19 protein-coding genes and 1 pseudogene are annotated in these 26,558 nt (G+C 36.3%); 17 read left to right on the top strand and 3 right to left on the bottom strand.

Annotation, left to right across the window (positions count from 1 at the left end; translation table 11 throughout):
* The first annotated feature begins 12 nt into the window (after positions 1-12).
* From LQZ76_RS03825 to LQZ76_RS03855, 7 genes and pseudogenes are all read left to right on the top strand, one after another.
* Positions 13-489 carry a hypothetical protein gene (locus LQZ76_RS03825; RefSeq protein WP_230098442.1) on the top strand — a complete coding sequence of 159 codons (477 nt, stop codon included), beginning with the start codon at positions 13-15 and terminating at the stop codon, positions 487-489.
* A complete protein-coding gene (locus tag LQZ76_RS03830; RefSeq protein ID WP_230098443.1) occupies positions 465-1,601 on the top strand; it encodes a hypothetical protein in 1,137 nt (378 codons plus the stop codon). Before LQZ76_RS03825 ends, LQZ76_RS03830 begins: the two co-directional genes overlap by 25 nt.
* 229 nt (positions 1,602-1,830) lie before the next feature.
* A pseudogene (locus LQZ76_RS03835) lies at positions 1,831-3,372 on the top strand (ABC-F family ATP-binding cassette domain-containing protein).
* Positions 3,373-3,584: 212 nt separating this feature from the next.
* A complete protein-coding gene (locus tag LQZ76_RS03840) occupies positions 3,585-4,499 on the top strand; it encodes a hypothetical protein (RefSeq protein ID WP_230098444.1) in 915 nt (304 codons plus the stop codon).
* Positions 4,500-4,706: 207 nt separating this feature from the next.
* Positions 4,707-5,756, top strand: a complete 1,050-nt coding sequence (locus LQZ76_RS03845; protein WP_230098445.1) for a hypothetical protein — start codon at positions 4,707-4,709, stop codon at positions 5,754-5,756.
* A 24-nt stretch (positions 5,757-5,780) separates the two neighbouring features.
* Positions 5,781-7,856, top strand: coding sequence for an McrB family protein (locus tag LQZ76_RS03850; protein ID WP_230098446.1), 2,076 nt, complete (start codon positions 5,781-5,783; stop codon positions 7,854-7,856).
* Positions 7,840-9,627 carry a DUF2357 domain-containing protein gene (locus LQZ76_RS03855; RefSeq protein ID WP_230098447.1) on the top strand — a complete coding sequence of 596 codons (1,788 nt, stop codon included), beginning with the start codon at positions 7,840-7,842 and terminating at the stop codon, positions 9,625-9,627. The genes LQZ76_RS03850 and LQZ76_RS03855 overlap by 17 nt, the downstream gene beginning before the upstream one ends.
* Before the next feature lie 120 nt (positions 9,628-9,747).
* Here the strand turns inward: LQZ76_RS03855 and LQZ76_RS03860 are convergent, their stop codons facing one another.
* Positions 9,748-10,701: a WYL domain-containing protein gene (locus tag LQZ76_RS03860; RefSeq protein ID WP_230098448.1), complete on the bottom strand. Its 954-nt coding sequence runs from the start codon at positions 10,699-10,701 to the stop codon at positions 9,748-9,750.
* A 316-nt stretch (positions 10,702-11,017) separates the two neighbouring features.
* Here LQZ76_RS03860 and LQZ76_RS03865 point away from each other — a divergent pair, with 316 nt between their 5' ends.
* Positions 11,018-13,537, top strand: coding sequence for an Hsp70 family protein (locus LQZ76_RS03865; RefSeq protein WP_230098449.1), 2,520 nt, complete (start codon positions 11,018-11,020; stop codon positions 13,535-13,537).
* A gap of 57 nt (positions 13,538-13,594) precedes the next feature.
* Here LQZ76_RS03865 and LQZ76_RS03870 read toward each other — a convergent pair whose 3' ends face one another.
* Positions 13,595-14,557 (bottom strand): helix-turn-helix transcriptional regulator, encoded by a 963-nt coding sequence (locus tag LQZ76_RS03870; protein WP_230098450.1) that lies wholly within the window; start codon positions 14,555-14,557, stop codon positions 13,595-13,597.
* 406 nt (positions 14,558-14,963) lie between these two features.
* Here LQZ76_RS03870 and LQZ76_RS03875 point away from each other — a divergent pair, with 406 nt between their 5' ends.
* The 8 genes from LQZ76_RS03875 (at position 14,964) to LQZ76_RS03910 (ending at position 23,800) form a co-directional block, all read left to right on the top strand.
* A complete protein-coding gene (locus tag LQZ76_RS03875; protein WP_230098451.1) occupies positions 14,964-15,923 on the top strand; it encodes a DUF4767 domain-containing protein in 960 nt (319 codons plus the stop codon).
* A 225-nt stretch (positions 15,924-16,148) separates the two neighbouring features.
* Positions 16,149-16,346 carry a hypothetical protein gene (locus tag LQZ76_RS03880; protein WP_230098452.1) on the top strand — a complete coding sequence of 66 codons (198 nt, stop codon included), beginning with the start codon at positions 16,149-16,151 and terminating at the stop codon, positions 16,344-16,346.
* A gap of 308 nt (positions 16,347-16,654) precedes the next feature.
* A complete protein-coding gene (locus LQZ76_RS03885; RefSeq protein ID WP_230098453.1) occupies positions 16,655-17,431 on the top strand; it encodes a DM13 domain-containing protein in 777 nt (258 codons plus the stop codon).
* Between the two features lie 22 nt (positions 17,432-17,453).
* The gene (locus LQZ76_RS03890; protein ID WP_230098454.1) at positions 17,454-17,906 is read left to right on the top strand and encodes a DoxX family membrane protein; all 453 of its coding nucleotides are present in this window, start codon (positions 17,454-17,456) and stop codon (positions 17,904-17,906) included.
* 167 nt (positions 17,907-18,073) lie between these two features.
* Positions 18,074-18,763: a response regulator transcription factor gene (locus tag LQZ76_RS03895; protein ID WP_230098455.1), complete on the top strand. Its 690-nt coding sequence runs from the start codon at positions 18,074-18,076 to the stop codon at positions 18,761-18,763.
* Positions 18,760-19,797 (top strand): sensor histidine kinase, encoded by a 1,038-nt coding sequence (locus LQZ76_RS03900; protein ID WP_230098456.1) that lies wholly within the window; start codon positions 18,760-18,762, stop codon positions 19,795-19,797. The genes LQZ76_RS03895 and LQZ76_RS03900 overlap by 4 nt, the downstream gene beginning before the upstream one ends.
* 246 nt (positions 19,798-20,043) lie before the next feature.
* Positions 20,044-22,218 carry a type IA DNA topoisomerase gene (locus tag LQZ76_RS03905; RefSeq protein ID WP_230098457.1) on the top strand — a complete coding sequence of 725 codons (2,175 nt, stop codon included), beginning with the start codon at positions 20,044-20,046 and terminating at the stop codon, positions 22,216-22,218.
* Between the two features lie 310 nt (positions 22,219-22,528).
* Positions 22,529-23,800, top strand: a complete 1,272-nt coding sequence (locus LQZ76_RS03910) for an alkyl/aryl-sulfatase (protein ID WP_230098458.1) — start codon at positions 22,529-22,531, stop codon at positions 23,798-23,800.
* Between the two features lie 129 nt (positions 23,801-23,929).
* On the opposite strand, the gene LQZ76_RS03915 is transcribed toward LQZ76_RS03910, so the two are convergent.
* Positions 23,930-24,955, bottom strand: coding sequence for a helix-turn-helix domain-containing protein (locus LQZ76_RS03915; RefSeq protein WP_230098459.1), 1,026 nt, complete (start codon positions 24,953-24,955; stop codon positions 23,930-23,932).
* 467 nt (positions 24,956-25,422) lie between these two features.
* On the opposite strand from LQZ76_RS03915, the gene LQZ76_RS03920 reads away from it, so the two are divergent.
* Positions 25,423-26,418, top strand: a complete 996-nt coding sequence (locus tag LQZ76_RS03920) for a WxL protein peptidoglycan domain-containing protein (RefSeq protein ID WP_230098460.1) — start codon at positions 25,423-25,425, stop codon at positions 26,416-26,418.
* Positions 26,419-26,558 lie beyond the last annotated feature (140 nt).

Below are 26,558 nucleotides of genomic sequence, written 5' to 3' on the forward strand. Positions count from 1 at the left end.
GGAGGTCACAACATGAAAAATATTTATAAATTTAAAACACGCAAGGCCATCACTGAAACGGTTTTTAGTAAGCATCTTTTGCATGCTCAAAAAGCCGGAATCACCCCGATGTTAACGGCGCTAGCGACGCAATTATTGGTGCACCCAATTAATCCGCAGCAACCGATTGAATTGACTTTGGATGTCATGGCAGTTGCCCATAAAGAATTGCCAGGGTTTGATGAAATTTTTACCCATATTGAAAGTTTAGCGGCACAAGATTCATATACTGGTGGTGTGGTAGCTCAAATGGATCGGTGGCAACAGTTACCAAATGTGCAAGCCTTAACCATTACGGCCACCAATGTTAAAGGGCCTAAGTTAAAAAAACTGGTTCGGCGCGAATTAATGGCCGGCTCAGAATTAAACATGGCGTATTATCAAACGATGCAACCAGATGCCACGATTACCCCCTCCAAAGTTGGGTGGCGTTATTTGATCATGAACTAGATGGTCAAATTTATAGCGGTAAAGGAAAATTACGTAAAGGGGTAACGCCATCGACCGCGTTGTTTACCCCAACTACTCCCGGTATTCGGATTGTTATTCCATGTGTCCGTAAAAGTTTTATCGAGCCACAAACCTTAATTGCCACGATTTTTGAACATTTTTGGTTAGCAATTTTGAAACAAAAATTAGTACTAACAATTATTATCGATGGTAAGCGTGAAATTTTTGATGAAACGACGTTACGAGACGTATTAATTAATCACCGCGAAGCCTTCGTACAAGCTACAATTGGGAATCCAATTCATGCAGCGCAATATCTACAAACCTACAAAGGTGTCATCCCCCGAGAAATTAAGTTTACTAACCAACAAGATGCGCAATTTAACGCATACGTGACGGTTGACCATGAACTAGGAGCCGGCCGAGTTGGAATATTTGATGGCACCGGGCTTAAATTAGTTGATTATCAGTTACCTAAATCAGCTATTCAAGGATACAACGTTGTTTTGGTTGCAAATCAACCCGCCACACAAATCATTAAGGAATTAGTTAATGAACGGGGCACTAAACTAGCCCTTAAAAATGTCCCTAATGGTAAAAATCGCAGTGCCGCTAAAGATTTCCTCGAACAATTAAATACGGCCGTTGCCCAACTAATTGTTAGTGAAAGTGATTGGCAACAAGCGGTCCCATTATCACCTGCCCAAGTAATTGAAATGGCGATGGACCAAGCACCAACGGGGATTACCCAGCAAGAGTTAGGCCCATATTTACCTGAACTACAAGCTTTGCAAGCACATCCGGATAGCCAATATCATGAAGCTTTTAAAATCAATTTAATGATTGGTGGCCGCTATAGTAATCGCTTTGCTTGGGATAAAATCGGCATTAATGCTTGGACCCAAGGGGATGCTCCATGTATCATTCAAATTCCGTCGGTTGATTTAGGCGCGTATTTCCCAATTAATGAAGTCATAACGTTCTATACACCTGAAGGGACTAAATTAACGGCCCAATTAACGGGAACTGGGGTTGATGCACGCCTTGATTTTATTGAGGGCAATATTTATGACTATGTGCGCCGCAGTTTAAAACTAGCCTGGCAACAGTAATTACCTTAACGGATTTAAAGCGATTTGGTACTAATGCACTAAGTTTTGAACGCTTAGATGCACGTAATTACGCCCTAAAATTTGGTAAATAAAGTCAAAAAGCCAAAAGGATTCGCCTTTTGGCTTTTTGTGTTTACAATACTGACTGTTGAAATTAGCTATATAAAAGCGTAGCATTGATTGAATTAGAGATATTAGAGAACGTTGATTTAACGAGAAAGAGGATTAGATGGCATTATTAGAAGTTAGTGGTTTATCAATGAGTTTTGCGGATAAACAATTATATGACGATGCAGAATTTCAATTAAATAATCATGAGCATATGGGAATTGTTGGTCAAAATGGGGCTGGTAAGTCAACGTTAATTAAAATTTTAACGGGCCAAACTTTACCAGTTGAAGGCCAGATTAATTGGCAAAAGAATTTAAAAGTTGGGTATTTGGATCAATATGCCGAAGTACCAGCTGAATTAACGATGTACCAATTTTTACAAACAGCATTCCAAGAATTATTTGATAAGGAAGCGCAAATTAATGAATTATACGCCCAATATGGTGAGACGGCTGATGATGAATTATTGGTGAAAGCTGGGCAATTACAATAACAACTTGAAACAGCTAATTTCTATGAACTTGATACTAAGATTGATAAAGTCGTTACCGGATTAGGTTTAAATGCCATTGGTGCGGATCACTTAACCGGTCAAATGTCTGGTGGGCAACGTTCAAAAGTTATTTTAGCTAAGTTATTATTAGAAAACGATGACGTAATTATTTTAGATGAACCAACGAATAACTTAGATACGGCCCACATTGAATGGTTGGTTGAGTTTTTACAAGATTTTGATGGTGGGGCGATTATTATTTCCCACGACTATGAATTTTTAGAACAAGTTACGAATACGATTGCCGATATTGCGTTTGGGAAAATTACTAAGTATCGTGGTAGTTTCCAACAAGCAATGCGGCAAAAAGCCGAAAAGCGGGAGCAACAATTACGGAGCTTTGAAAAGCAACAAGTTGTGATTGCTAAAGCCGAGAAATTTATTAGTAAGAATAAAGCGGGGACTAAGTCAAAACAAGCTCGTTCACGGGAAAAAATGTTGGCTAAAATGGAAATCGTGGATGCACCGGATGAAGAATTACATGCTAGCTTTGATTTTCCATATGTACCGATGCAATCACAAGAAGTACTGCAAGTTAATCATTTAACAGTTGGATACACGCACGCCTTATTAAGTCCGGTAAGTTTTGCGATGACGCATGGCCAAAAATTATTGCTAAAAGGGTTTAATGGGGCTGGTAAATCAACTTTGATTAAATCTATTTTAGGGTTAATTGAACCATTACACGGTGAAAGTAAATTTGCTCCAGCCGTTAAAGTTAATTACTTTAACCAAGATTTGGACTGGGATGATGATAAGATGACACCATTAGAAGTAATGGCAGATGCTTTTCCAAAACTTGAACCACGGATGGCCCGGCAACGACTTGGCGCAGCTGGTATTAACGCATCAAATGCCCAAAAAGCGATGCATCTTTTATCAGGGGGTGAGCAAACTAAAGTTAAGCTTGCAATGATGGAATTGATTCCAAGTAATTTCTTAATTATGGATGAACCCACCAACCACTTAGATGAAGATACAAAACAAGCGTTGAAAAAGGCGTTGATTCGCTTTGAAGGTAATTTAATCTTAGTTAGTCACGAAGGGGAATTCTTCCGTGATTGGTTACCTTGGGAAATTGATGTGGCGGCCTTGTCATTAAAATAATTGAAGATAATTTGAAAAAAGCGGTAGGGACTAACTACCGCTTTTTGATTAGTTATTGAAATGAAATATAAATAAATTTCAAAAATAACTTGTGTAATATTTTAAAATCCAGTATAGTTATTTATGAAATATAAATAACTTTCGTATATTTAGAATCTGAATCAGATGAAAGTTATTTATATTTCGAATAACATTCACGTTGGAGGTGAAAAATGCTACAAGAATTAAAACAAAGTGGAATGCCCTTGGAGTGGCTAAAGCAATTAAAAACGGGGAGTAAGGCCCAATTAACAAACAATATTAAAGCAGCGTTGGCAACTCGTGTAAACGATCAAGAACCACTAATGGTACAAATAACAACTAATTTAGTACCTCGTAACCAATTGCCAGTCGAGGCCTTACAAGCAACGTTAGCCATTACGGCATCAGCGTTTGAAAGCGTGACAACGCAATACTTACAGGCCCTAGTTGATTTACCATTATTGCCAGTAACGACGATCACAGCCAACAACCGTCAATGGCAGATTCCGTTTTTAGGTGATGCAGATCAGGCAAGTATTGAAGGGGTATTTGAAGTTGCTATCACGACATTCTTAACAGATATCTTGTCGGAACGGCTAAATATTGAAATTAAAACCGATAATACGAGCTATATCATTAATCGTGATCAATTAATTACTATGATGGATAACAATGAACACCGTGGTCAACTCGGACTGGTTAAGGCAATGGCCGACCAAGACGAAACAGTAATTAGCCTACCAATTGTGCGGGGACCATGGATTGGGCAAGAGCAAACGTGGTTCCAAGAGGGAATAAATGCTTGGCATGCAGGTCAAACACCGTGCATCTTACAAACTCAGACTAGTCCCAACTTCCAAGCGGTGTTTCCGCAGACGGCTTTTATTGTTGAAACTTTGAGTGGTCAAATGTTTGTGGCTAAAATCGAGCAAAAAAACATGGATATGACCTTGCAATTCTTGAGTGGTAATATTTTCACCTTTGTTAATCAAGCCTTAGGACTTAAAGCAAAGCAACCAATTAAAAACAGTCAATTAGTAGCAGCCGGTAAAACAGAGCTTAAGTTTAAAGCTATTGCACCGTATCATTTTTTAATGACCATTTAGTTAAGATGGAAAAGAGCTGATCAAAAATGGTCAGCTTTTTTAATGAAATTAATCACCATCACATAAAACGCAAATATATTACGCATTAACAAGTTAAAATAATTGAATAATATTTGATTTTATACGTATCTTAGTTAATGTATTATTTAATCGTTATTAAATAATGTTAAAATAAGAATAATTTAATAGAAAATGAGGTTGTAAATCATGAATATAAATACTAAACACTTGATCAGATATGTTTTAGCTAGCCTTGATAGTAATACAGTGGAACGGATCTTCAAAAAATTACCGCAAAAGTCCAGTAATATGTTGATCAAGCGCGGGGGCGTTATGTGGGTGCCCCCAAAGGTTCTCAAAAATTTAAGTGATAAAAATTTAGACTATATTTTACTCAATTTTCCAACTTTTATTGATAAAAAATTAGATGTGGCGGATATTACGAGTGTTGAAAGTTTAAAACAAGCGATTGCTGATAGTAAATATACGACAATTCGCTTCTTAGGGCCGGTTTTAACTAATATAGGTGATGATAATATTCGCCAGATGTTTGAAAATTATGACCTTAAGCTATTTACTAACGAAGTCGAGGCAATGTTGGCGGAGCATAAGCAAAATGAAGTAGCGGTTGCACCGACTAAAAAATCAATTGCTAAGGTAAAGGCGTCAGAAGAGCCGGCTTTAATCAATGAAAATAAGCTTTTAAAAGCGCAAGTCAAAAAATTAAACAATCAGATTAATACTACTAAGCAACGCGCTGCTAAAGAACTAACCGTGAAGGTTGAAAAAATCAAAGAGCAAGAAAGAACTAAAATTGATAATTTGAATAACTCATTTAATCAACAAATTAAGCGCCTTGAAGAACAAAATGCACAGTTAGAAGCTGAGTTAAAGACGGTCAAAGCAGCCTTAAAAGATCAGGCTAAACAGTTTGAAGAGGCTAAAAACGAAACACAAGCCCGCCAAGCATTAAAAGCTGAACAACAAAAAGCCAAAGCAATGCGTCGGGTCGTCTTAGTTGCTGAAATTAAGACGTTACCAACCGACTTTACCCCCCAAGCAACCTTTATTAAGCTTTATAATCCCGAAACGGACGTCAAGGAGCTGTTAAAACTCATTACGGAATTTGATATGCAAGAAATATGGTTAGCAACGGAATATGTTACTCGGCATACGCGTAATATGATTATGAATGCATTACAGGATGTTCAAATTACAGTTAAGCGCGATGAATTACCTAATTTATTAACTAACTAAACAAAAAATAGGAGAAATACAATCATGACACTTATCAATGGTATGCAAAACTATCAAATCGTTGGCTACTTAGAGGCTAAAGAAGACATTAATATTGGGAGCGATAATCATGCCTATATTTACATGCAGCCGGTTTCGGTTTTTCCCAATAGCGTTAGCCCAAGTGATATACCAGATAAAATCCAAGTTTATGTAAATAACTTTGATTCATTTATATTTGAAGATCGGGAATACGACTCACAAATGAATCGGATTAATGCTATTTATGAATTCCTTGAGAAATTCTTGATCATTGTACAACCATATGTTAGTTACAATCCTAGTATGGGCCGGACCTTTTTTCAAGGGAAGAAACTAGTTAAGTTATTACGTAAAAATGCGAGTTTTAATCGCAATGATTTATTATTACCATTACCTGTTTTTGGCCCTGATAATAGTGCTTTTGTGAATAACCAAAGCGATTTTGAAAGTTACATTTTTGAAAATAAAAAATTAGGTAAACTTCGTAATCCTTGGTCATCAAATATTGAAGATACGCCGCATGGAATCGTGTGGAAACAAGATGAAGATCACTTTACCTTCTATTCACCAATAACTGGTCAAGCCGTTGACAACAGTGGTAATATTAGTTTCTCAACGACAAGCTTAAAAAAATATACGATTAACGATGAATGGTTGGACTTGAGCTATGAATTAAATGATGTATTATTTATGCCAAGTTCGTTTTTAAAAGAAAGCCACAATAAGGGGGATTTGGTAAGTTATCAACCAAGCAAAACGGATATTGCAATGAGTGAAGATGATCGTATTAATCTTGGTCAACCACTATTTGCCCAAGGTTTATTTGATGCTGCAGCCCTTGCAAGTGTTGTGGTACCTGAAAAGCCACACGTAAACGCAACCGGCACAACAACACTGACACCAGTAACTGCGGTGAAAACACCAGTCATTAAAGTAAGTAGTACGCCATCAATTCCGGCAACTACCGGCATTAATCATACTGAAAAGGAGTTTGTTGATCGGTTTATTGAAATTGCGTGGAACCAACGTAACTTATTTTATCGCCAAGCTGATTTAGTTAATTTCCATACAGCGATGAAAAGTGATGGGATGGTTATTTTAGCTGGTTTGAGTGGAACAGGAAAATCTAAATTGGTGGCAACGTATGCTGAGGCTTTAAAAATCAATCAAACACCAGCGTCGATACCCCAAGTTAAATTTATTCCGGTGCGGCCATTTTGGGCGGATGATGCCGATTTATTAGGCTATGCTGATATTGTTAATCATACATACCGACCAGGTGATAGTGGATTAGTTGATACATTGATTGCAGCTAATCAAAACCCCGATGATATTTATATTGTCGTGTTTGATGAAATGAACTTAGCCCGAGTAGAACACTATTTCTCACAATTCTTATCGGTCCTTGAAATGGATAGTGATGAACGGGCGATAACGTTATATAATTCGCAATTGGCAAATAATTTAAATAATAGTGCACAGTATCCAGCTCAAGTAAAAATTGGTGCCAATGTTTTATTTGTTGGTACGGTAAATACTGATGAATCAACATATCAGTTCTCGGATAAAGTGCTTGATCGGGCCAATGTAATTACCCTTGATATGGTACCGTTTAATGAAACAGATACATTGAGTGGCTCTACGCCAGTTAAATCAGTGACTAACAGCTATACAATGGCTGATTATCGGGCTATGCAAAACTTAACGCCAAATTATGCGCTATCAAATGCTGAAAAAGGGTTCTTGTGGCAATTACATGAAGCTTTAAATAAAGCGGATAAAAATCTCGGTATTGGTTGGCGGATTGTTAATCAAATTAATGATTATTTGACTAACATTGCTGTGGATAATCAATATTTAGCCCGTACGGAGGCTTTGGATCGTCAAATCGTACAACGGGTCTTAACCAAAGTCAAAGGATCACAAGCGTCATTAAAAGATTTAGTTGGTGATGAAACAAACGAGGGACAATTAATTAAAATTTTTGATGAATATGCAACCGCATCACCGTTTACTAAAGCCCGCGAAGTAATACATTGTAAAGCAAGGGAGTTACAAGTTTATGGATTTACCATTTAAAATTACGCTCCAATCGTATCGTCGTCAGGAACAATTAACCTTCTTTAATCACGATGTTCTTGAGCTCCCGGAAGCTAAGGATCGGATCCCATGGTTTCGTGAAGCCCAACAGTTGATTTTGACATTTACTAGTACTGATGATGCAGCACGTTTATATATTGAGGATTTGGCGGAATATGATTTAGGTGGTCAAATTGATGGTGAAACAACGTACTTTACGCCCAATCACGGAGCCATTGGGGTATTTAAACATAGTAAGGACACAGTTGATATGCTTGATGTGCCGGAACAAACGGTCCCATTAAGACCGGGTTATTATACGTTAGTGGTTGTTACTAATGGCCATAAATACTATGCTTATTTTCAAATTACCCCGCAAAATTTGGACTTTGATGAATTAGCTAAGATGCGCGAAGAAATTGAAGCATTTGCAACTGGATTAGCACGCGATAATGTGCGGCGTAAACGTGATATCCCAAAGACCAATCAAAGTAATCCTGATTTTTATGTGAAATTACAAATGTTTATTGCTAATCAAGCGAAATTACAACAAACAATTGGGCAACTACGGCAAACAGCTAAATATCAAATTGATAAGCGGTATACATGGTTACCGAGCGGACGGGCAAAGATTACTGATAATCAGGGATTACAAAAGATGAGTCAAAAGCCACCACATGCGGGGATGACGTATGCACCAAACCGGTATCTAGCGTATGACATCCCTGAAAATCGGTGGTTAAAAGCGATTGTGAGTGAATTTGCCCGCTTTACTCAACAAGGGATCCAATATTTGACCACGTTGGCGAAGCAAGAAAGGGCCGAATTTGAACAAGTAACCCAGTATGCTAATAAATTAGCAGTGAGCGAGTTTGAATTTCAGCGCGATAAGTATCAACAACAACAAGCTGATATCGTTGGCCAATTGACAGCATTGCACCAAATGCAACAATCTTTTACGATGTTTTTGCAAGATGAAATCTTTGCCAACTTACCAAGTCAACGTTCGTTTGATTTACCCAAGGCATTAATTTTATCGGCCCGCTACAATTTAATTTATCAACAGTACTTAGCGTTGCATAATCAGGCACAGTTACCTGCTCAGAATCAATATTATTGGAAACGAACAGCGCATTTGTATGAAATGTGGACGTACATTAAAACAATTAAATTATTGATGGCCGCTGGTTACCAACAAATTGGTGGTTGGTTATATGATCACCAAGGGTTACAACCGCAAATACCAACTTTACAAGAAAATACGTTTGTGATGTTGATTCGGGATAATGTGCTGTTAAGGTTAACTTTTAATCAACAAATTGGCAAAAACATTGCCGATACTGATGAGACTTGTCCAATTGTAATTGATGCCCATAAAAATAAACCCGACATTCGAATTGATATTTATCAAAATGATACTAAACAATTTATGGGTAATATCATTTTGGATGCTAAATATAAACCATTGAAAAATATTTTAGGCAGTAAACATCGTAAATCAGATATTGAACAGTTGACGGCTTATAGTACGCAAGTTAGTTCTAAGTTTATCCCTGCACACTTACGAGGTATTGTCCGGCCAGTGCAAGCGGTCTTTGCGTTGTATTCAAGTGATTGGCAAACAACTGATAACGGTGCTGCATATCAGTATCGCCAAGTTTTCTTTAATAAAATAACTCCCTTTACTGGGATTAAGGAGTTTCAAACGGATTTGTTAGCCGCTATTGATTCACGTGTACGCTTGTATCAATTGCTAGCTCAAGAATTATAAAGTGATGAAAAAGGACTGATAGGCGGATAATATCAAAAAACGATAGATAAAAGCCCCTTGAAGAATTGCTTCAGGGGCTTTTGATATGTTTTAAAGATAGCAAACTATTGAAGCACGGGGTTAATATAAAGCACGCATCATTGCGATTTCAGTTTGAATCGCGTTGACTAGTGAGACGGGACTAGTAACTTTTACTCGATGACCTTGACTTAAAAACCACATCATTGCGCCATTTTGATTAGCGTTAGGAATTTTAATATGGACACCGTTAGTAACTTTTTTATCGGTTATTTGGGCATCGGGGAATTTATCTAAGGCCGCTTCCGGATTACCGGTAAAATCAAATTCAATCGGAGTACTATGCCCTAACTGCATAAGATTATTAGTTTTACGAATCTTATTTTCCTCTAGCGTGTTGAGACTGGCGGGGTGACTAATTTTGACACGGTTATTAGTACGAATATTATTAAAGCGATCAATGCGGTAAAAGGCTTGGAAATTTTTACCAGCTTGCTCACGCTGCATGATAATATAAAAATAATACGTATCAAAAAATAAGCCAATTGGTAGGGCAGTATCGGCCTTATTTGTATGGTCCATTCGTTCGTAATCAAAAGATAATACTTGGCGCGCTTCAATCCAAGTATTAAATTGCCAAATTAAATCCAGCAGATTTTTACCATGATGGACAGGTTTGTAGTCATTGGTTTCATTAGCCAAGCTATGCTTAATCAATTGAGTATTTTCAGCTGCACCTAAAGCTAGCATGCTAGTAATTAACGCATCTTTTTCAAGCTTGGTAAAGGCCCGTGAGGCAAGCAAAATTTTACAAATAGCTAGAATATGCTTTTCGTTAATGGCAGCTTTTCGGGTGATGGCAATCGTCTTATTGGCACGAACGACCGCGTAGCGTGGATTGTCATCACCGATGGCAATTGCAATATCTTTAAAATCGTTTTGCACGGTCCGTAATTTTAAATGATTACTTTCAAGCCAAGCATCACGGCCAATTTTTTCACCTGCTAATAGTTTTAATAGTAAATCAAGGAGGCGTTTTGAATCGCCAGTAGTCATATTGTGAATACCTCGCAATCGAAATATGCAACTAAGCATATCGTTATTAGTATGTTGAATATTATAATATAATCAATTTCTAAAAATTAATTATAGTGAAAAATAATTAATGTTTATTAAATTAAATAAGAGTAAAATAGAACAAAGTAAAATGTGGATTCCCAATATAATTTAAAATTTACGCTAAGGTGACATATACTGTCGGCTAATTTATTTAGAATATAGTAACACATATTTTATTAAGATATAAATACTTAGAAGAAGAATGATAACCTTAAAGAATTATATTAAGGATACATATAAATGGGGATGATTTATGCTGATTGGAATTGATTTTGGAACATATGATTCAGGGGTTGCAGTCTATACGCAAGACGGCCCTAAAGTAATACTAAATAGTAAGAAAGAAAGCGTGATTTCTTCACGGGTGGCATTAGGTAATCACCCATTGATTGGTAATCAAGTACCTAAGTACGCATTAACAAATCGCCATGTAATTAAATCAATCAAACGCCATTTGGGAGAAGATAATTATCGGGTATTAATTGATGGTGTTTTTTATACAGCTACTGAGGTTACGGCCTTAGTATTAGGTGAATTGAAGCATTCAGCTGAAAATTCGTTTGGGGAAACGATTGCTGAAGTTGTGATTACGGTGCCAGTAATGTTTAATGATCGTCAACGGGAAGCCATGGAGCATGCGGCCAAGTTAGCAGGCTTTAAAACAATTAATTTAATTAATGAAACAACCGCTGTGGGATTAGCATACGCGTCTCAAAAGGAATTTAAGGTTAATGAACTTAATATTTTTTGCAATATTGGGGCGGGAATGTACGATGCATCATTAATTGAAATCAACAATGGAATTGTCGAAGTCATCGCAGCAAACGGTAGTAATCAAATTGGGAGTGATGATTTTGATAAAAGCATTATGACATGGCTTGTGCAAGATTTTTATCAACAACATGCGATTGATTTATCAAATAATAGCAGTATTATGAAACGCCTAGCCATTGTGGTGGAAAATGCGAAGATTGAACTTTCGACCAAAGAGGCCACTCAAATTAAAGTTGTGGCGGTTGTTAATGATGGTGATACATCATTAGATATTGATGTAACTTTGACTCGTGAGCATTTTAATATTTTAGTTGCACCGTTAGTTCATGAAATTAAAGACCTAATTGCGGTACTCCTTAAAGACTCCGGTTATTTAGTGGAAGAAATTGATAATATTATTTTAGCGGGTGGAGGAAGTCAGGTTCCGGTCATTAAAGAAGCCATGAGTACGATTGCTGACGTGAGCGTTGAGGTTATTGATGACGAAGTGATGGCTTTAAAAGGGACCACGATCCAATCAGCGATTTTAAATAATATGTTTAAAGATGTTACCTCAGTTGATGTAACACCATTATCAATTATTCTTGAACATAATAATGGTAGCTTTGTTAAACTAGTTAAAGATAATACGGTTATTCCAAACATTGCGCCAACGATTCCGATTGATAAGAATAGGTTGACACCGTTGAACCTGTTACAAGGTAGTGACAACTTACAGTCACTAGGAAGTATTCAATTAACCGATATTCCTCTAGGCGAGCTTGCAGATGAGTGTGAGTTGGAAGTTAGTTTAGATAAAAATGGATTAATTACAGTTAAAGTTCTAAATCGCACCCAAGATGATGAACAACTTATTTTCTTTAAAGAGCATCCAAGTGAAATAACAACTTTTGAACAAATTGGTGTAGATGGTAAAGATAATTGTCTAAATGTCGTTTCAGGTAGCTATCATCCCAGTGCGCATGATGCGATTGAAGCAGCCTTTGATGAAGGACAGTTCCGTTATTGGGATTCCAATGGAGCGTTAATGCAAATTGAAGTTCCCGCAGATCAATATGCCTTAGCAGTGGCCTTAATGACTGAAAGAATTAAGCAGGGTGATATTCCAACCATAACTGATCCGACAGTTGCCCAACATATTATTCGTAAAGGGTTATTTTCATTTGATCAAGTTCTCCACATTGCCTTAAATGGGAATGTAGATGCCATTAAATATAATGCAAAGACCGATACAATTGAAGCTAAAAAGAATATGTCGATTAGTGTAGCTGTGGCGTATGTTATCAGTCAGTGGTATGGTACTTCAATCGAAAAAGCCTTGCTAAATGCGACCTATTTAGGATTGAAAATTAATGGATTGGCTTTTGTCAGAGCAATTTTAAATGCGGAAGCTAAACGATTAGGTTTAAATACTAGTTTATTTAAGAATCCGGAAATGCTGTTTAATTTACTAGATCAACCAGAAAATATTGAAATTTTAAAGCAAACCTTTGGTGTGAACAAATTATCGCCAGTCGCAGCTGAACTGAAATATCAAATCATGAAAAAACTACCAGACGTTGATTATATTGATATGGCTGACATTGACATTTTATTCAAAGGGCGTGTTAATGCTGACATCTTATATCGCGAAATTAAGAAAACAAATGAGCGGCATGTTAATATCACAAGTTCCCTTGAACAGTTCACCTTAACAGATGCCGAATTTGTAATTAAGGTTTTGGCAGAACAATTTATTAACTTAGCACGGGAGTATTTGGTCTTACCACGCGAAGCCCGCCAGATTATCACTGAATTGATAAGTGATACACATGGTCGTTTAGCCAATGCACTTTATACATATACGGATCCATGGGAATTTTGTGATCAAGTATTAGTACCGTTATTTGAAGAGTTTGCCAAACATCGTGCTTCTTATAGTTTTTCATTAGAGCAGTTATTGACACCTTTAAAAACGATACTGGCGGATGCAAATACCATCGCTTTTGAAGAATTTTAATTTAAAAAATAAGCCCATCAAGACGCAAGTTTAGCGTTTGGATGGGCTTATTTAGCGTTAATATTGTTCAAGCATAGCTAAAAGTTCAGTTTTAATTTCGTGCCGTAGACTCGGTGGGAAAGTTACCCGTGCCGTTTTTCCTTGACTCAATAACCACATTTTCGCGCTAACTCGATTAACTGAGGGCACACTAATATGAATTGAACCATCATTATTTTTTTGAGTGAATTTAGAACCAGGAAATTTATCGAGGGCATTTTCTAAATTCCCCCAAAAATCAAACTCAAGCTTCGTAAAAGCAGAATTATTGTTTAAGTAATTCGCGTTACGTAAGTTGGTTTCGATTTTTTGATTAAGGGCATGTGGTGGAATAATCTTTTGTTTGGTAGGGTTAAGATTGCTAAGCCAATCAATCCGGTAGGGGGTAATTGTAGAGGTTGTTTTAGCCGAGTGCTCTTGATGCCCATAAATAATTACATAAAAATAAGCATCGTCAAAGATTAGATTAATTGGTAAACCATGAACTTCAATCATCTCTTTATGACTAGTTTTAAAATTGAATTTAATCGCTTGATTTTGAAAAATCCAGTGATTGAGTTGCCAGATTAATGATAAGATATCAACTGCATGCGAGATTGGTTGGTATGCAAGCGCCTCACTAGTTAATGTATATTGTAATTCCTTGGCAACAACAGGTGAGGTTAGTTTATTTAAACTTTGGCTAATTTCAAAAATTTCTTTCTTATTAAAAGCGCGTGACGCAAAGAGCAATTTATTGAGAATTAAGATATGTTCACTCTTAATATGCTCAGTGTGTGTTAATGTGATTTTTTTATTACTATTGGTAACTATAAATGGCACATGTGTATTTTGAATTGCTGCTTGGATATCAGTAAAGTCTCGTTGAGCTGAGCGCGTACTAATATCAAACTGGGTTACCCATTCATCTTGATAAATGGCTTCATTATTTAGTAAATGTAAAAACATTAATAGTGGCCGATTTAAATTATCTTTTCCCATAGTAATCCTTTAAATTACATAATTTCCATATAAACTGTTTAAATGTGTATTTTAGTCAATTGATCTTAAATAGACGATATTTAAAACTTTTTGGTATTAGGACGCTTACGTAGCGGACAAGCCGTAGTAGGTTTACCTTTAAAATAGTTATGAATGCTCCGAAATTTACGAGCAACATATAAAGCAATCAACGATGAAAGTATAATCATGATAATTCTCCAGTTATTAATTTAATAACTATATCATAATATATTAATGTTTTTTTGTAAAACTTTAGATAAAATTAATTTTTAAATGTGTGAAAAGGCGTTAAGTCGATCATTTAGGATTTATATTGATTTTTAATTGATATTGGGTATTGAATAACGCTAAAATAGAGGAATGTATTAAAAGCGGGAGTAATTGAATGAACAAACGAAAAATACTTGGCGGATTAATTATAGTTGTTGGTGCGTTGTTAGCTGGTTGTGCTCAATCAATGGGGCAAGAACACGCCACAAATACTGCCAAGCGGCATGTTATGACGGCCCAGATTGCCAAACAACAGCCCATGCCAACGGTTGTTTGGAGTAATCGACAAGCGTTAGCCCTTGATCAATTTATTAAAGAATGGCAAAAAACGTATAAACCACGCCGCCATTTTTTACGTTATTTTCCAGGAGTTGCCGGGAGTAATTATTTAGGTTACAGTTTCCCTCAAACCTTCAGTAAACGTAACTTAATTTATAATGGTGGCCAGATAAAACTAGGCATTAGTAAAGATGGTACAGATAAGTATAACTATAATGTGGTGGCAGTTTATTCAGATGCGACTGATGCAACGGCTAAAAATGCTGATCATTTATATATCATGACCATTCATAACGGGCAACCAGTGATTTTTGTTGATACCAACGTAGCACACCCTAAACGGGGCTTTATTTATCTCAAAGCTTCGCAAAATAAGCAATTAACCACCGCCTTTAGTAAAATTTTTAATGCCAATACCAAAGAATTAGCGTTGCTAACTCCTGATGAAAAGTGGCAACCAATCACATATCAAGGCATGACATTTAATTATCGCCAACTAGGAGCGATGCTTGAAAGCTACATGTCGCTTTCGAATGAGAAAATAACTGCGATTGCGCATGAAGAAAGTTTTTCAATTATGCATGTTGAAAATGGACCACTTAAAGTTGGGTATTATAATTTAAGCCCTAAAATTGGCTATACGTATAATGCGACCCAGCTTGATATGAAATCAAACGATCTCGTTAATCCACAAGAGACGATTCCGTTACACAATCTAATTATGGCTACTTATCGCACGCGTGCACAACAACGCGATATTGATTATGCGGCCCAGATAATTAATCTAAAACCATAGCATTAATAAGTAATCAAAATCCACGCCTTAATATCAATGAATCAGTCATTGATATTAAGGCGTGGATTTTATGCTATAGGCCTGCTTAGAATGAACGTATGGCAGATAACGATACATGTTTAATACCATTCTTTTACATTTTCAACATAATTCAGCTATAATGAGGACAAGTAATTTTCAATAACTTCTAGCATTCATCCGAGAGCTACTAATTGGGGGCGAGGTATGCAAGCAAAAGTAATTTTCAATGCATTAGGCACAACGATGGCATTGATAACCGTTTTAGGAGTCTTAATAATCATTAATGAATTACGGACCACAACGATTAGCCTACAGTGTTATGTAATCATAGTGGCAACATGTATCAATGGCTATTGGACGGGTTATTTTTATTATCGAGCAAGTAAAATTGTGCATCATTAAACCGTGTTCATTATGATTTGATTAGTGAATAGGCGTCCTGAAAAATAACAAATATTAGCAAAAACACTTAGAAAATAACTTTTCTAAGTGTTTTTTTATTAAATCCTGCAATTAATTTACGGCGAAGAATACCTTTAAATCAACGATTAGCAGGAGATAATTATCAATAAAGCTCGCAATTACGAAAAAAAATTAACGATTAATAGTTATTAAAGTAGGGTGTAATAGTTTGTTAAGAAATGGTTGGTAAGATGGATACATAGCTTAACAGCAAAACAAATTTAATTACATCTCAAGGAGAATGCATCATGAAAAAATCTAAATTAATTGGAACTTTAATCGCCGTCGGAGCTGCCGGGATCTTACTTGCCGCATGTGGAAGTAACGCCGCCAAATCATCTTCATCATCAAAAAGTAGCGATGCAGCTAGCTCAATGACTAAGACAGTTGACACTGCTTCATTTACTGGTTCACTTAAGGGTGACAATAAGATGAAGGTTTCAGGAAACGTTTCAATCAAAGATGGCAAGTTAACTTTGACTGATTTTAGTACAGCTGCTGGTCCTGACTTGCACGTTTACTTAGCTAAGGGGACTGATCCAAAAACTGGGGTTGATTTAGCACCAATTTCATTAACGAAAAAGACCCAAACATTTAGTTTAAAAGGAACTGATGTTAAAAAGTACAGTGATGTCTTAATTTACTGTGACAAGGCCCACGCATTGTTTGGTCACGCAACTTACAACGCAGCTGCTGACGACTCAGCAACAACTACTGATACGGCTACTACATTATCAGGTTCATTCAAGGGCCAAAATGGTAAGCAAGTTTCTGGTGATGTAACTGTTAATGGTAACGAAATCGACCTTTCAAACTTCAAAACAGTTGCTGGTCCTGACTTACACATCTACCTTTCAAAAGATGGTTCAGTTGATAACGGTGCCATCAACCTTGGTAAGATCAGCTTGACTGACGCTAACCAAAAGATCAAAGTACCAGCTGGCACTAACATCAGTGATTTCAAACAAGTTCTTATCCACTGTGATGAAGCCCACGTTACTTTCGGAGCTGCTGACGTCAAGTAATTAATTGAAAGTAGGAAAATCTATGCAGAAAGCTAGCAATATTGTCTTCTCAATTGTACGAATCTTATTAGGACTATCATGGTTGCAACAAGGTTTGTTCAAATTTCAAGCCCACTTTGATATCTTTGGTTTAGTTAACTCCATTCACCAAACTAGTAATGGTATTCCCGCCTGGTATCAAGCATTCGTTGTCAATGTAGTTGGTCATATGGTCCCAGTATTTAATATTTTGATTCCACTTGGTGAAGTCTGCGTTGGCTTAGGTTTGATTTTTGGGGTACTCACGAAGGGCGCTTTGGTAGGGGCCGTCTTCATGAATACCAACTACTGGTTGTCAAATATGATTTACATCTATCCAATTCAAATGTTGGTTGCCATTCTCTTAATTGTGTTCTTTAAATCAGCGAACCATTACCGTGTATTTAAATTACTTACAAAATTTAAGCCAAAACGTAATCAAGAATTGATGATGTAGCAAAACTCTTATACACTATACCTATACAATTTAATCAATAGCATTTAACGAGGATGACCCCATACACCATTCTCATCAAAACGAAAAAAGTACGATGTCAGCCTTTGACTCGTGCATTTTTTCGTATACATAGACTAAAATCATTAAATATCCTGGAGGGACGACAAATGGCAAAAAACATTTTACTTGTTGATGATGAAAAGATGATCATCGAAATTGCAAAAAAATATTTAGAAAAAGAGGGCTATGGGGTTTTTCAAGCCACTGATGCAGTAATGGCGTTGCAAATTTTAGATAATCAAACCATTGATTTGGTGATTACAGATATTATGATGCCAGAAATGGATGGTTATGAATTCATTTTAGAAGTGCTTGAAAAATATGAAAAAATGACGTTTATTTTTATTTCTGCTAAGAGTGCCAATCAGGATAAATTATACTCATTAACCCTTGGGGCCGATGATTACTTAACTAAACCATTTAATCCATTGGAGTTAGTTTTACGGGTTAAAAATATTCTTCGGCGTGTATACCCCGAGGCCTCCCAAAAAATGCAATTTGGTAACTTGGTCATTGATCACGACCGCTATTCGGCAAGTATTAATGAAGAGCCAATTGAATTAACTAGTAAGGAATTTACGCTACTTTGGACGCTTGCAAAAGAACCAGATAAGGTATTTTCTAAATCTGAATTATTGCATTTAGTATGGGAATCAGAGTTTATGGATGATATGAATACGGTTAATGTGTATGTACACCGGTTACGTGAAAAATTAAATCAATTTGGAACAGGAGCAGGGATGCCAATTATCAAAACGGTGTGGGGTATTGGCTATAAATTGGAGGTTAGCGCATGAAATTAAAACAACTACTCGGCTTAATTTATGCTGGTATTTTGATTAGTATCGCGATTGGAACGACCATTTTTCTAAAGTTAATGTATATTGATGCACGCACGGCAAGTTATGTGATGTCAACGGCACTTATCTCAACAATGCTGTTTGCCATTATCAATTACTTTGTTATTAAGCCGTTATTGGATACGATTATGAACTTACAAAAGGCTAGTCAACAAAATGCGGCTGGCCACTACACAACACTAAAAAAATATCCATTTGCTACCGAATTGGCTGCTTTAACGAAAGACTATAATACGATGGTTGATCAAATCACGCAACAAGTTGAAGAACTTAAACAAAGTGAAAAAGAAAAAAACGAAATGATTGGTAACTTATCGCATGATATTAAAACACCGGTCGCATCTTTAATTGCCATTGGCCAAGCATTATCAGATGATATTTTAAGTGATGAAGAAAAACAACATTACTTACAAGCAGTTTCTGAAAATGCTCAACGGATTACGGTTTTAGCCGATGAGTTGATGCAAGTAACTATCGATAACGAAAGTGACAATAATGAAATCACTACGGGTGAAGTGATGGTTGATGATGTTTTAATCAAAGTATTAAATGCATTTAAACCGCGTATTGATCACGATCAACGTGAAATTATGATTTCAGGATTGGAAGCAGCCCCGGCAATTAAGGCTAATGAAGATGCGGTTTATCGTATTTTGTATAATGTAATTGAAAATAGTCTAAAGTATTCGCAAAGTGGGACGCCGATTCAAATTGGGGTGAAGGTTGAAAATGACATGGTTAGCATGACGGTGGCTGATGAAGGCCAAGGGATCCCAAATGATGAGTTGGGTAAAATCTTTAATCGAACTTACCGTGTTGAAAAATCACGTAATCAAGCTACTGGTGGCCATGGCCTGGGGTTATTTATTACTAAAAACTTAGTTGAAAAACTTGGTGGTAAAATTTCAGTCCAATCAAAAATTGGCCAAGGTAGCCAATTTTCAGTTGCTTTACCAGTCTACGTATTTTAGAAATTGGTATATACAAAATAACCATCTTGAAGAATTTTCTTCAAGATGGTTATTTTTGTATTTAAGGCATTTTTAAAATTTATCCGTAATATTAACCTGCATCCCTTTGATTGCGAGGGTTAAATAAAAATCACGGTGCCAGAACAAGTGTTTGGAAAATGTTCAAAATCTGGTATGATGGTATAATACAAAATCTATATTATATGGATTTTTAAAGCGAACAAAAGATTATTTTGGAGTACGAAAATGACAACTGTAATTCTAGCTGAAAAGCCTAGTCAAGCTAAAGCGTATGTTGATAGCTTTGCTTCAGCCACTAAACATCCGGGGTATTACACGGTAAATGATCCAATTTTAGCCCCTAATACAATTGTTACTTATGGTTTTGGTCATCTAGTTGAACTAGTAACCCCTGATAAGTACGATGAAAAATATAAACGATGGTCCTTGAATAATTTACCAATTTTCCCCGAAACTTATAAATATACGGTTCCTAAGGATAAGCAGGCGCAATTTAAAATTGTTAAAGGGCTACTTAAGCAAGCACGAACAATTATTGTGGCAACCGATGCGGATCGCGAAGGTGAAAACATTGCTTGGTCAATTATGAAACATGCCCAGGTTAATTTTCATAATACAAATATCCAACGATTATGGATTAATAGTTTGGAAACAGACGCCATCCGCGCAGGTTTTACCACTCTTAAACCCGGGAGTGATTTTTATCCCAAGTATCTCGAAGCACAAACGCGCGAAATTAGTGATTGGTTAGTAGGAATGAATGCTAGTCCGTTATATACGTTGTTATTACGGCAATATGGTATTGATGGGACCTTTTCAATTGGTCGTGTGCAAACCCCAACCTTAGAGCTCGTTCATGAACGGCAAGAAGAGATTGAAAATTTTAATCCAGAACGATATTTACAAGTTGAAGCTAAGATAACTACTAAAACTAAACAAACATTTATAGCTAAGCTAGATCCCGAACAAAAATTTTTTGGCGATGATAAATTACAGACATTTCTTGACAGTAAGCAATTATCAATCGGCAAACAATACGGTGAGGTAATCGATGTAACGACAACCCCAAAAACGATCCCGAGTCCACGGTTATTTTCATTATCAAGTCTACAAAGTCAAGCCAACCGATTATTTAAAGCAAGTGCGAGTGCCACCTTGGCAGCCGTCCAAAATTTGTATGAAGCAAAATTATTGACCTATCCACGGACCGATAGTAACTTCATAACGCAACAAGAATTCAAGTATTTAGGTGAACACCTTGTGCAATACAAAGAATTTTTACAAACCAATATTTTAACCCCGAATATGCAACCTCAAAGTCGCTATGTTAATGATCATAAAGTTCAAGAACACCATGCAATTATTGTGACCCGAATCACGCCAACGCAAAAAAAGTTTGCTAGTTTGGGGCGGCTAGAACAACAATTGTATATGTTAGTATTACGGACAACCGTGGCGATGTTTGCTGAACTATATGCTTTTGATGAGACAACAATTACTTTTAAAATTGCACAAGCACAGTTCAAAAGCGTTGGTAAAATTGAAACTAATGTGGGGTGGCGTAAGTTGTTTGGTGATGACAAAAAGGATAAAAAAGGCGAAGTACAGTTGCCTAAATTACCACTAGGTGCCTACGTTGATGCGGATGTTGTTAAGCTTGAGAAATTTACTGAGCCCCCTGCATTACTAACGGAAGGGACCTTAATTACGGCTATGAAGACAGCGGGGCGCCGCCTTGATGATGCACAAGAACAGGCGATATTAAAAGAAGCTGAAGGTATTGGTACCGAAGCTACGCGGGCTAATATTATAGACAAGCTTAAAAATAAAAAGTATCTAACAGTTGATAAAAATAATTTAACGGTTAGTCCGAGTGGTAAAATTTTATGTCAAGCTGTGGCTTCACAACCATTATTAGTAAGTCCAGAAATGACGGCAAAGTGGGAAGTTGCATTACAACAAATTAGTCAGCAAACCCGAACCCCGGAAAATTTTTTAAATCAAATCAAACATTTCGTGGAACAAATAATTGCTAATACACCGGAGCGTTTAGCTAAAGATACAATTTTACAGCAACAAATTACCGTGTATAAAAAAGAAAATGGCACCCAGCAAGTTAAAACAATTGGCCAATGCCCACGGTGCCAAGCGGGTACGATTATTGATAAAGGAAAATTTTATGGCTGTAGTAACTATAGTAAAGATGGTGGCTGTAGTTTTACGCTGCCTAAACGTTGGAGTGGTAAAACGTTACCACTCGCAGCCTTACAAGCATTAATGCAAGGTAAGGAAACCCAGTTGATAACAGGGTTTAAGAGTAAAACAGGTAAAACGTTTAATGCGAAGCTGGCCATTAATAATGAGCAAATGAAGTTTATTTTTCCAAATAACCTGAAGTAGCTAATTAAGTAATTACAGCAGCTGACATGACGAAAAACTATAAGATTTATGTAATGTATTGTAGATAGCTTTGTGTGATTTATTCTTAATAAAAAAGGATGCGTTTTTATTAAGAATAGCCATTAATATTCAATTTTATAATCTTTTGAATTAAAAAAGATGCTTATTGTTTCTTGAATATAAATTTTATTTAAAGTAAATTGAAACAAAGTAAACAAAAATTTACAATCAATTATATAAAATATGTTATACATTTCTTTAATTATAGGATATTATTATAATAATAAATTTATTGAAATGAGGATCACACATGTTAGTTGAAAACGGTGCGGAATTGTTAACCGACTTTGCGACAATTAATATTAAACCCCAAATGAAAAAAATTGGAGACGACGTTTATTTCTTTAGTGGTTATGGAACTAGTAATGTAATTGCAATTGAAGGCCAAACATCTGTGATTTTAATTGATACGTTGGAGTCACCAGATGCCTCGGCACAATTACTTCATGATTTACAAAAAGAAACAACAAAACCAGTAAAAACAATTATTTACACCCATGGCCATCCTGACCATCGTGGGGGGGCGTCAACATTTAAAGAAACGGTTGAAAATATTTTTGCATTTAATAACCAAGACACCCCATTAACTTCAATTAATGCAATTAATCATGCGTTAAATGATCGTGGTGCTTACCAGATGGGATATCACCTTTCGAATGCGGAAGCATTAACAATGGGGATTGGAAAACTCGAAGGTCACATGGTTGGCTTGCGCGGGTATGAACCATTACAACCAACCGAGTTCATTGCGAATGGTGTTTCTGCACGCACGATTGATGGTGTTTTAATGCAATTAGCAACTGCACCAGGTGAGAATGGTGATATGGGCTACATTTGGCTACCTGATCAACAAGTTTTATGTTGTGGTGATAATTACTATGGCTGCTTTCCAAACCTTGCACCAATTCGTGGTGGCCAATATCGTGATATTGGTAACTGGTTGAAAAGTTTAGATTTATTAGTCTCATATGATGCCCAATATGTTTTGCCAGGGCATTTAGAACCTTTAATCGGGGCTAAAGACGTTAAAAAGACCTTATCTAATTACCGGGATGCTTTAAGTTCAATTTTCAATCAAACTTTATTGGCAATTGATCAAGGACTACCCGTGCAAGAAGTGGTTGAAACAGTTCATTTACCAGAAAAATTCAAAAACTTACCATACCTTGCTGAAATCTATGGGACCGTTGAATGGTCAGTTCGCGCAATCTTTGCTGCCTATGTGGGTTGGTTTGACGGTAATCCAACTAATTTACATAGTTTACCAACAGATGCTGCTGCAACTAAGATGATTAATTTGATTGGTGGTGCTAGCAAAGTAGAGAGTGCTCTTCAAAAAGCAATTACTGAACAAGACTATCTTTGGGCGCTTGAATTATGTGATTTATTGTTAGGAATCGGGCGTACTAAAACGATTCTTATTAAAGCACAGGTGTTGCGTTTAGTTGCTGAACAAGAGACAACAGCAACTGGGCGCCACTATTATTTAAGTACTGCAAAGGAATTAGAAGCGGAAGTGTGAGCGAATAATACAATAAAATACGACAACTCTTCGGAAGTTTTTTCTTCAGGAGGGTTGTCGTATTTTTAAATATTAGCGAGTTTTGCGGCAATCTCGTTGTAGGTAGATGGTTTAATTTTGGATAAATAGCTAAAAATTAGAAAATTGTTGAAACTCTTTAGGGGTGATTTTAGTGTATTTAACAAACTCCCGTGTGAAATGGCTCGTATCATAATAATGAAGCCGTTCAGCGATTTCAAAAATTTTGATATTGTGCTCGGTGGACAGTATTGAACAAGCCATCATAATTTTTTGTTTATTGATGTAATCTAATGGTGTCGTATTCAACGCTTCCTTAATCAACCGCCGTAATTGGGGGGAGCTGATGCCAATTTGATCAGCAATTTCACTGATAACGATTTTTTCAAATATTTTTTGTTGCACGAGATACATAAATAATGAAACGGGTGCTCGGTAAGTACGTTCAGGTGCATCCAATAAGTCACTAATAAATTCTTGAACTATGCCCTCATAAGGAACGTCTGTAACAGGAATTCTTTGTAGGTAACTGTCACTAAGATTGTAAACATAGTTGGCATTTAAGCTAGCTGAGATTGCAAGTTGCGTTAAAATAGCAATAAGGGAGACGATTAGATAATCGGGCCGAACATTGGAAGAAATTTTACCGGTTTGTTGAAAGAATTGATACGCTTGATTTGAGTTCATAATCTGTTGAACAACTTTCATACAAGCAGTAACATCTCGATTGGTGATGGCCATGATGAGCGTGTTACGTAAAACATTATTCGTAGCGTGAGTCGATAGACTTTGATGAGTAGTTAAGGTGTTTATTTGCGGTGTTAGCACGTTTAATGTGACAAAATTGATTTTACAATCGGGATAGACGGAGGAAATAGTATTACGTAAAAATTGTAGCTGTTGATGAGGTGTTTTCACACGTTCACAATCATCTGATGCATACGATTGTGAAAGTATGAAATACGAATCGATATGGCAAAGCAAATAGATGCTATCTTCGGTAATCAACCCTAAACAGTTATAGTTTTTTTCTAATATGCTAATAATTTTTTTGTTGAAAGTATGTGGTACCTGCGGAATGGTAAGAGTATCTAGATTAGTAATTTCTGAATATGCATATTGTAACCAAGGTGCCATGGTTATTAATTTCTCATTATTAGTTTGCATAAATGATATCCTTTGATAGATGATAAATAGTAAATTTATGTATTTTTTGTCCAATTTTATAGCTTAATGTACATTTAAAATTAAAATAATTGTTGTATAATAATTGTATATTCAATGTGTGGGGGCACCTTGAATGTACCAAGGGAAATCGATTTAGCTAACCGATTTCCTAATTGATTAAGTACGTTTCGATCTATTAAGTTACAAAAGAGGGGGACTCTTAACTTAGAGACGAGAAACACATATCTTATTATAGTATAGATTAAATATGTTATCTATAATATTTAAAAAAATCACATATATGTGATTTTTTTTGTTCTAGATTATTACAAAGGAAGTTTAAAAATTTTGAAAATGGGTGCTTGTTTATAGCCTTTTACTAAGAAGTATATTACTATTATAAACTAGTAGAGTATTTAGCAGATTGGAGAGAAAAGGTGCGAAAAGATCTTCAAGGGATATTAGCATTTATCATAAGCTGTCTAGGTGTGCTAGTTTTAGTACCAGTTACCCATATTAGTGCGGCACAGGCATCGGCAGAATTTGAACTAACACCTATTTTACCTAAAAATCAGGTTGCTCAAATTCAGAATCATTTTTCATTAAATGTTCGGCCACAACGAGCACAAACATTACAAGTAGTTGTCACAAATTTAACGGATCATAAGCTTAAAATTTATCAATCAACAGGTAATGCATATACCAAAATGAATGGTGAAATTTCAACAAATAAACCAACAAATAACGTAAATTTTACGGCTGATAGCTCATTGAAGTATCAATTTATCAATAGTTTTCGAATTTTAGGCTCTAAAGAAATCATTTTAGCACCCCATGCACGTACAACGGTGGCGGGAACATTCATTGGTAATGTTGATTTACGATTTGTGGGTTTAATTATGGGGGGCTGGAATTTTACAACCCAACATGCTAATGAGCGAGTAGCAACGCAACAATCAATGTGGATTGATTTACATGTCACTAAACGGGTACAGCCAAACATTATTCTGCAAAATGTGACAGTAGAACATGCAGGTCATCACGAAAGTTTAGTCACCCACATTCAAAATCCTGTCCCAGGTTTGTTTCACGGTACTGTAAATACAACGATTTTGAATGATAAAAAGCAAATTGTTAGTCAAGTGGAATATCCACAACTACAAATTGCCCCTAATTCAAATTTTGATTTGGATGTTTTGGCGACCGGGGTGCATTTACAACCAGGTAAATATACCTTAAAAATAGATGCTGAAAATGCGTTTACAAAACAACAGTGGCATTTGACACGCGAAATTACGATTGCCAAGTCAGGCCGCCATCAGGCAGTGACTGCTGATAATCAACCATTCCCATGGGGGTGGATTTTTGGTGGTGTTAGTGCAACCGTTGCGATTATTGCAGTTGGTGGTTGGGTATCTAGTCGACGTAAGTGAAATTATTTAGATTAACAAAAAATCCTGAATGAACTGACCCCCATAAATTGGAGTGATGTTTTAAGCGATTAATTGGATGGCATGATTCTGGAATTCAACCGGACTCATGCCATCCAATTTTTCTTTAATTCGTTTGTTAT

Origin of the sequence: Periweissella ghanensis (assembly GCF_918814755.1) — a bacterium.
Taxonomy (GTDB): domain Bacteria; phylum Bacillota; class Bacilli; order Lactobacillales; family Lactobacillaceae; genus Periweissella; species Periweissella ghanensis.

Excerpts from the sequence above, each read along its gene's own strand:
- LQZ76_RS03850 (WP_230098446.1), top strand. The coding sequence starts at position 5,781 with ATGACACTTATCAATGGTATGCAAAACTATCAAATCGTTGGCTACTTA.
- LQZ76_RS03855 (WP_230098447.1), top strand. The coding sequence starts at position 7,840 with ATGGATTTACCATTTAAAATTACGCTCCAATCGTATCGTCGTCAGGAA.
- LQZ76_RS03860 (WP_230098448.1), bottom strand. The coding sequence starts at position 10,701 with ATGACTACTGGCGATTCAAAACGCCTCCTTGATTTACTATTAAAACTA.
- LQZ76_RS03870 (WP_230098450.1), bottom strand. The coding sequence starts at position 14,557 with ATGGGAAAAGATAATTTAAATCGGCCACTATTAATGTTTTTACATTTA.
- LQZ76_RS03840 (WP_230098444.1), top strand. The coding sequence starts at position 3,585 with ATGCTACAAGAATTAAAACAAAGTGGAATGCCCTTGGAGTGGCTAAAG.
- LQZ76_RS03915 (WP_230098459.1), bottom strand. The coding sequence starts at position 24,955 with ATGGCACCTTGGTTACAATATGCATATTCAGAAATTACTAATCTAGAT.
- LQZ76_RS03880 (WP_230098452.1), top strand. The coding sequence starts at position 16,149 with ATGCAAGCAAAAGTAATTTTCAATGCATTAGGCACAACGATGGCATTG.
- LQZ76_RS03910 (WP_230098458.1), top strand. The coding sequence starts at position 22,529 with ATGTTAGTTGAAAACGGTGCGGAATTGTTAACCGACTTTGCGACAATT.
- LQZ76_RS03865 (WP_230098449.1), top strand. The coding sequence starts at position 11,018 with ATGCTGATTGGAATTGATTTTGGAACATATGATTCAGGGGTTGCAGTC.
- LQZ76_RS03890 (WP_230098454.1), top strand. The coding sequence starts at position 17,454 with ATGCAGAAAGCTAGCAATATTGTCTTCTCAATTGTACGAATCTTATTA.
- LQZ76_RS03905 (WP_230098457.1), top strand. The coding sequence starts at position 20,044 with ATGACAACTGTAATTCTAGCTGAAAAGCCTAGTCAAGCTAAAGCGTAT.
- LQZ76_RS03875 (WP_230098451.1), top strand. The coding sequence starts at position 14,964 with ATGAACAAACGAAAAATACTTGGCGGATTAATTATAGTTGTTGGTGCG.
- LQZ76_RS03845 (WP_230098445.1), top strand. The coding sequence starts at position 4,707 with ATGAATATAAATACTAAACACTTGATCAGATATGTTTTAGCTAGCCTT.
- LQZ76_RS03900 (WP_230098456.1), top strand. The coding sequence starts at position 18,760 with ATGAAATTAAAACAACTACTCGGCTTAATTTATGCTGGTATTTTGATT.
- LQZ76_RS03885 (WP_230098453.1), top strand. The coding sequence starts at position 16,655 with ATGAAAAAATCTAAATTAATTGGAACTTTAATCGCCGTCGGAGCTGCC.
- LQZ76_RS03895 (WP_230098455.1), top strand. The coding sequence starts at position 18,074 with ATGGCAAAAAACATTTTACTTGTTGATGATGAAAAGATGATCATCGAA.
- LQZ76_RS03825 (WP_230098442.1), top strand. The coding sequence starts at position 13 with ATGAAAAATATTTATAAATTTAAAACACGCAAGGCCATCACTGAAACG.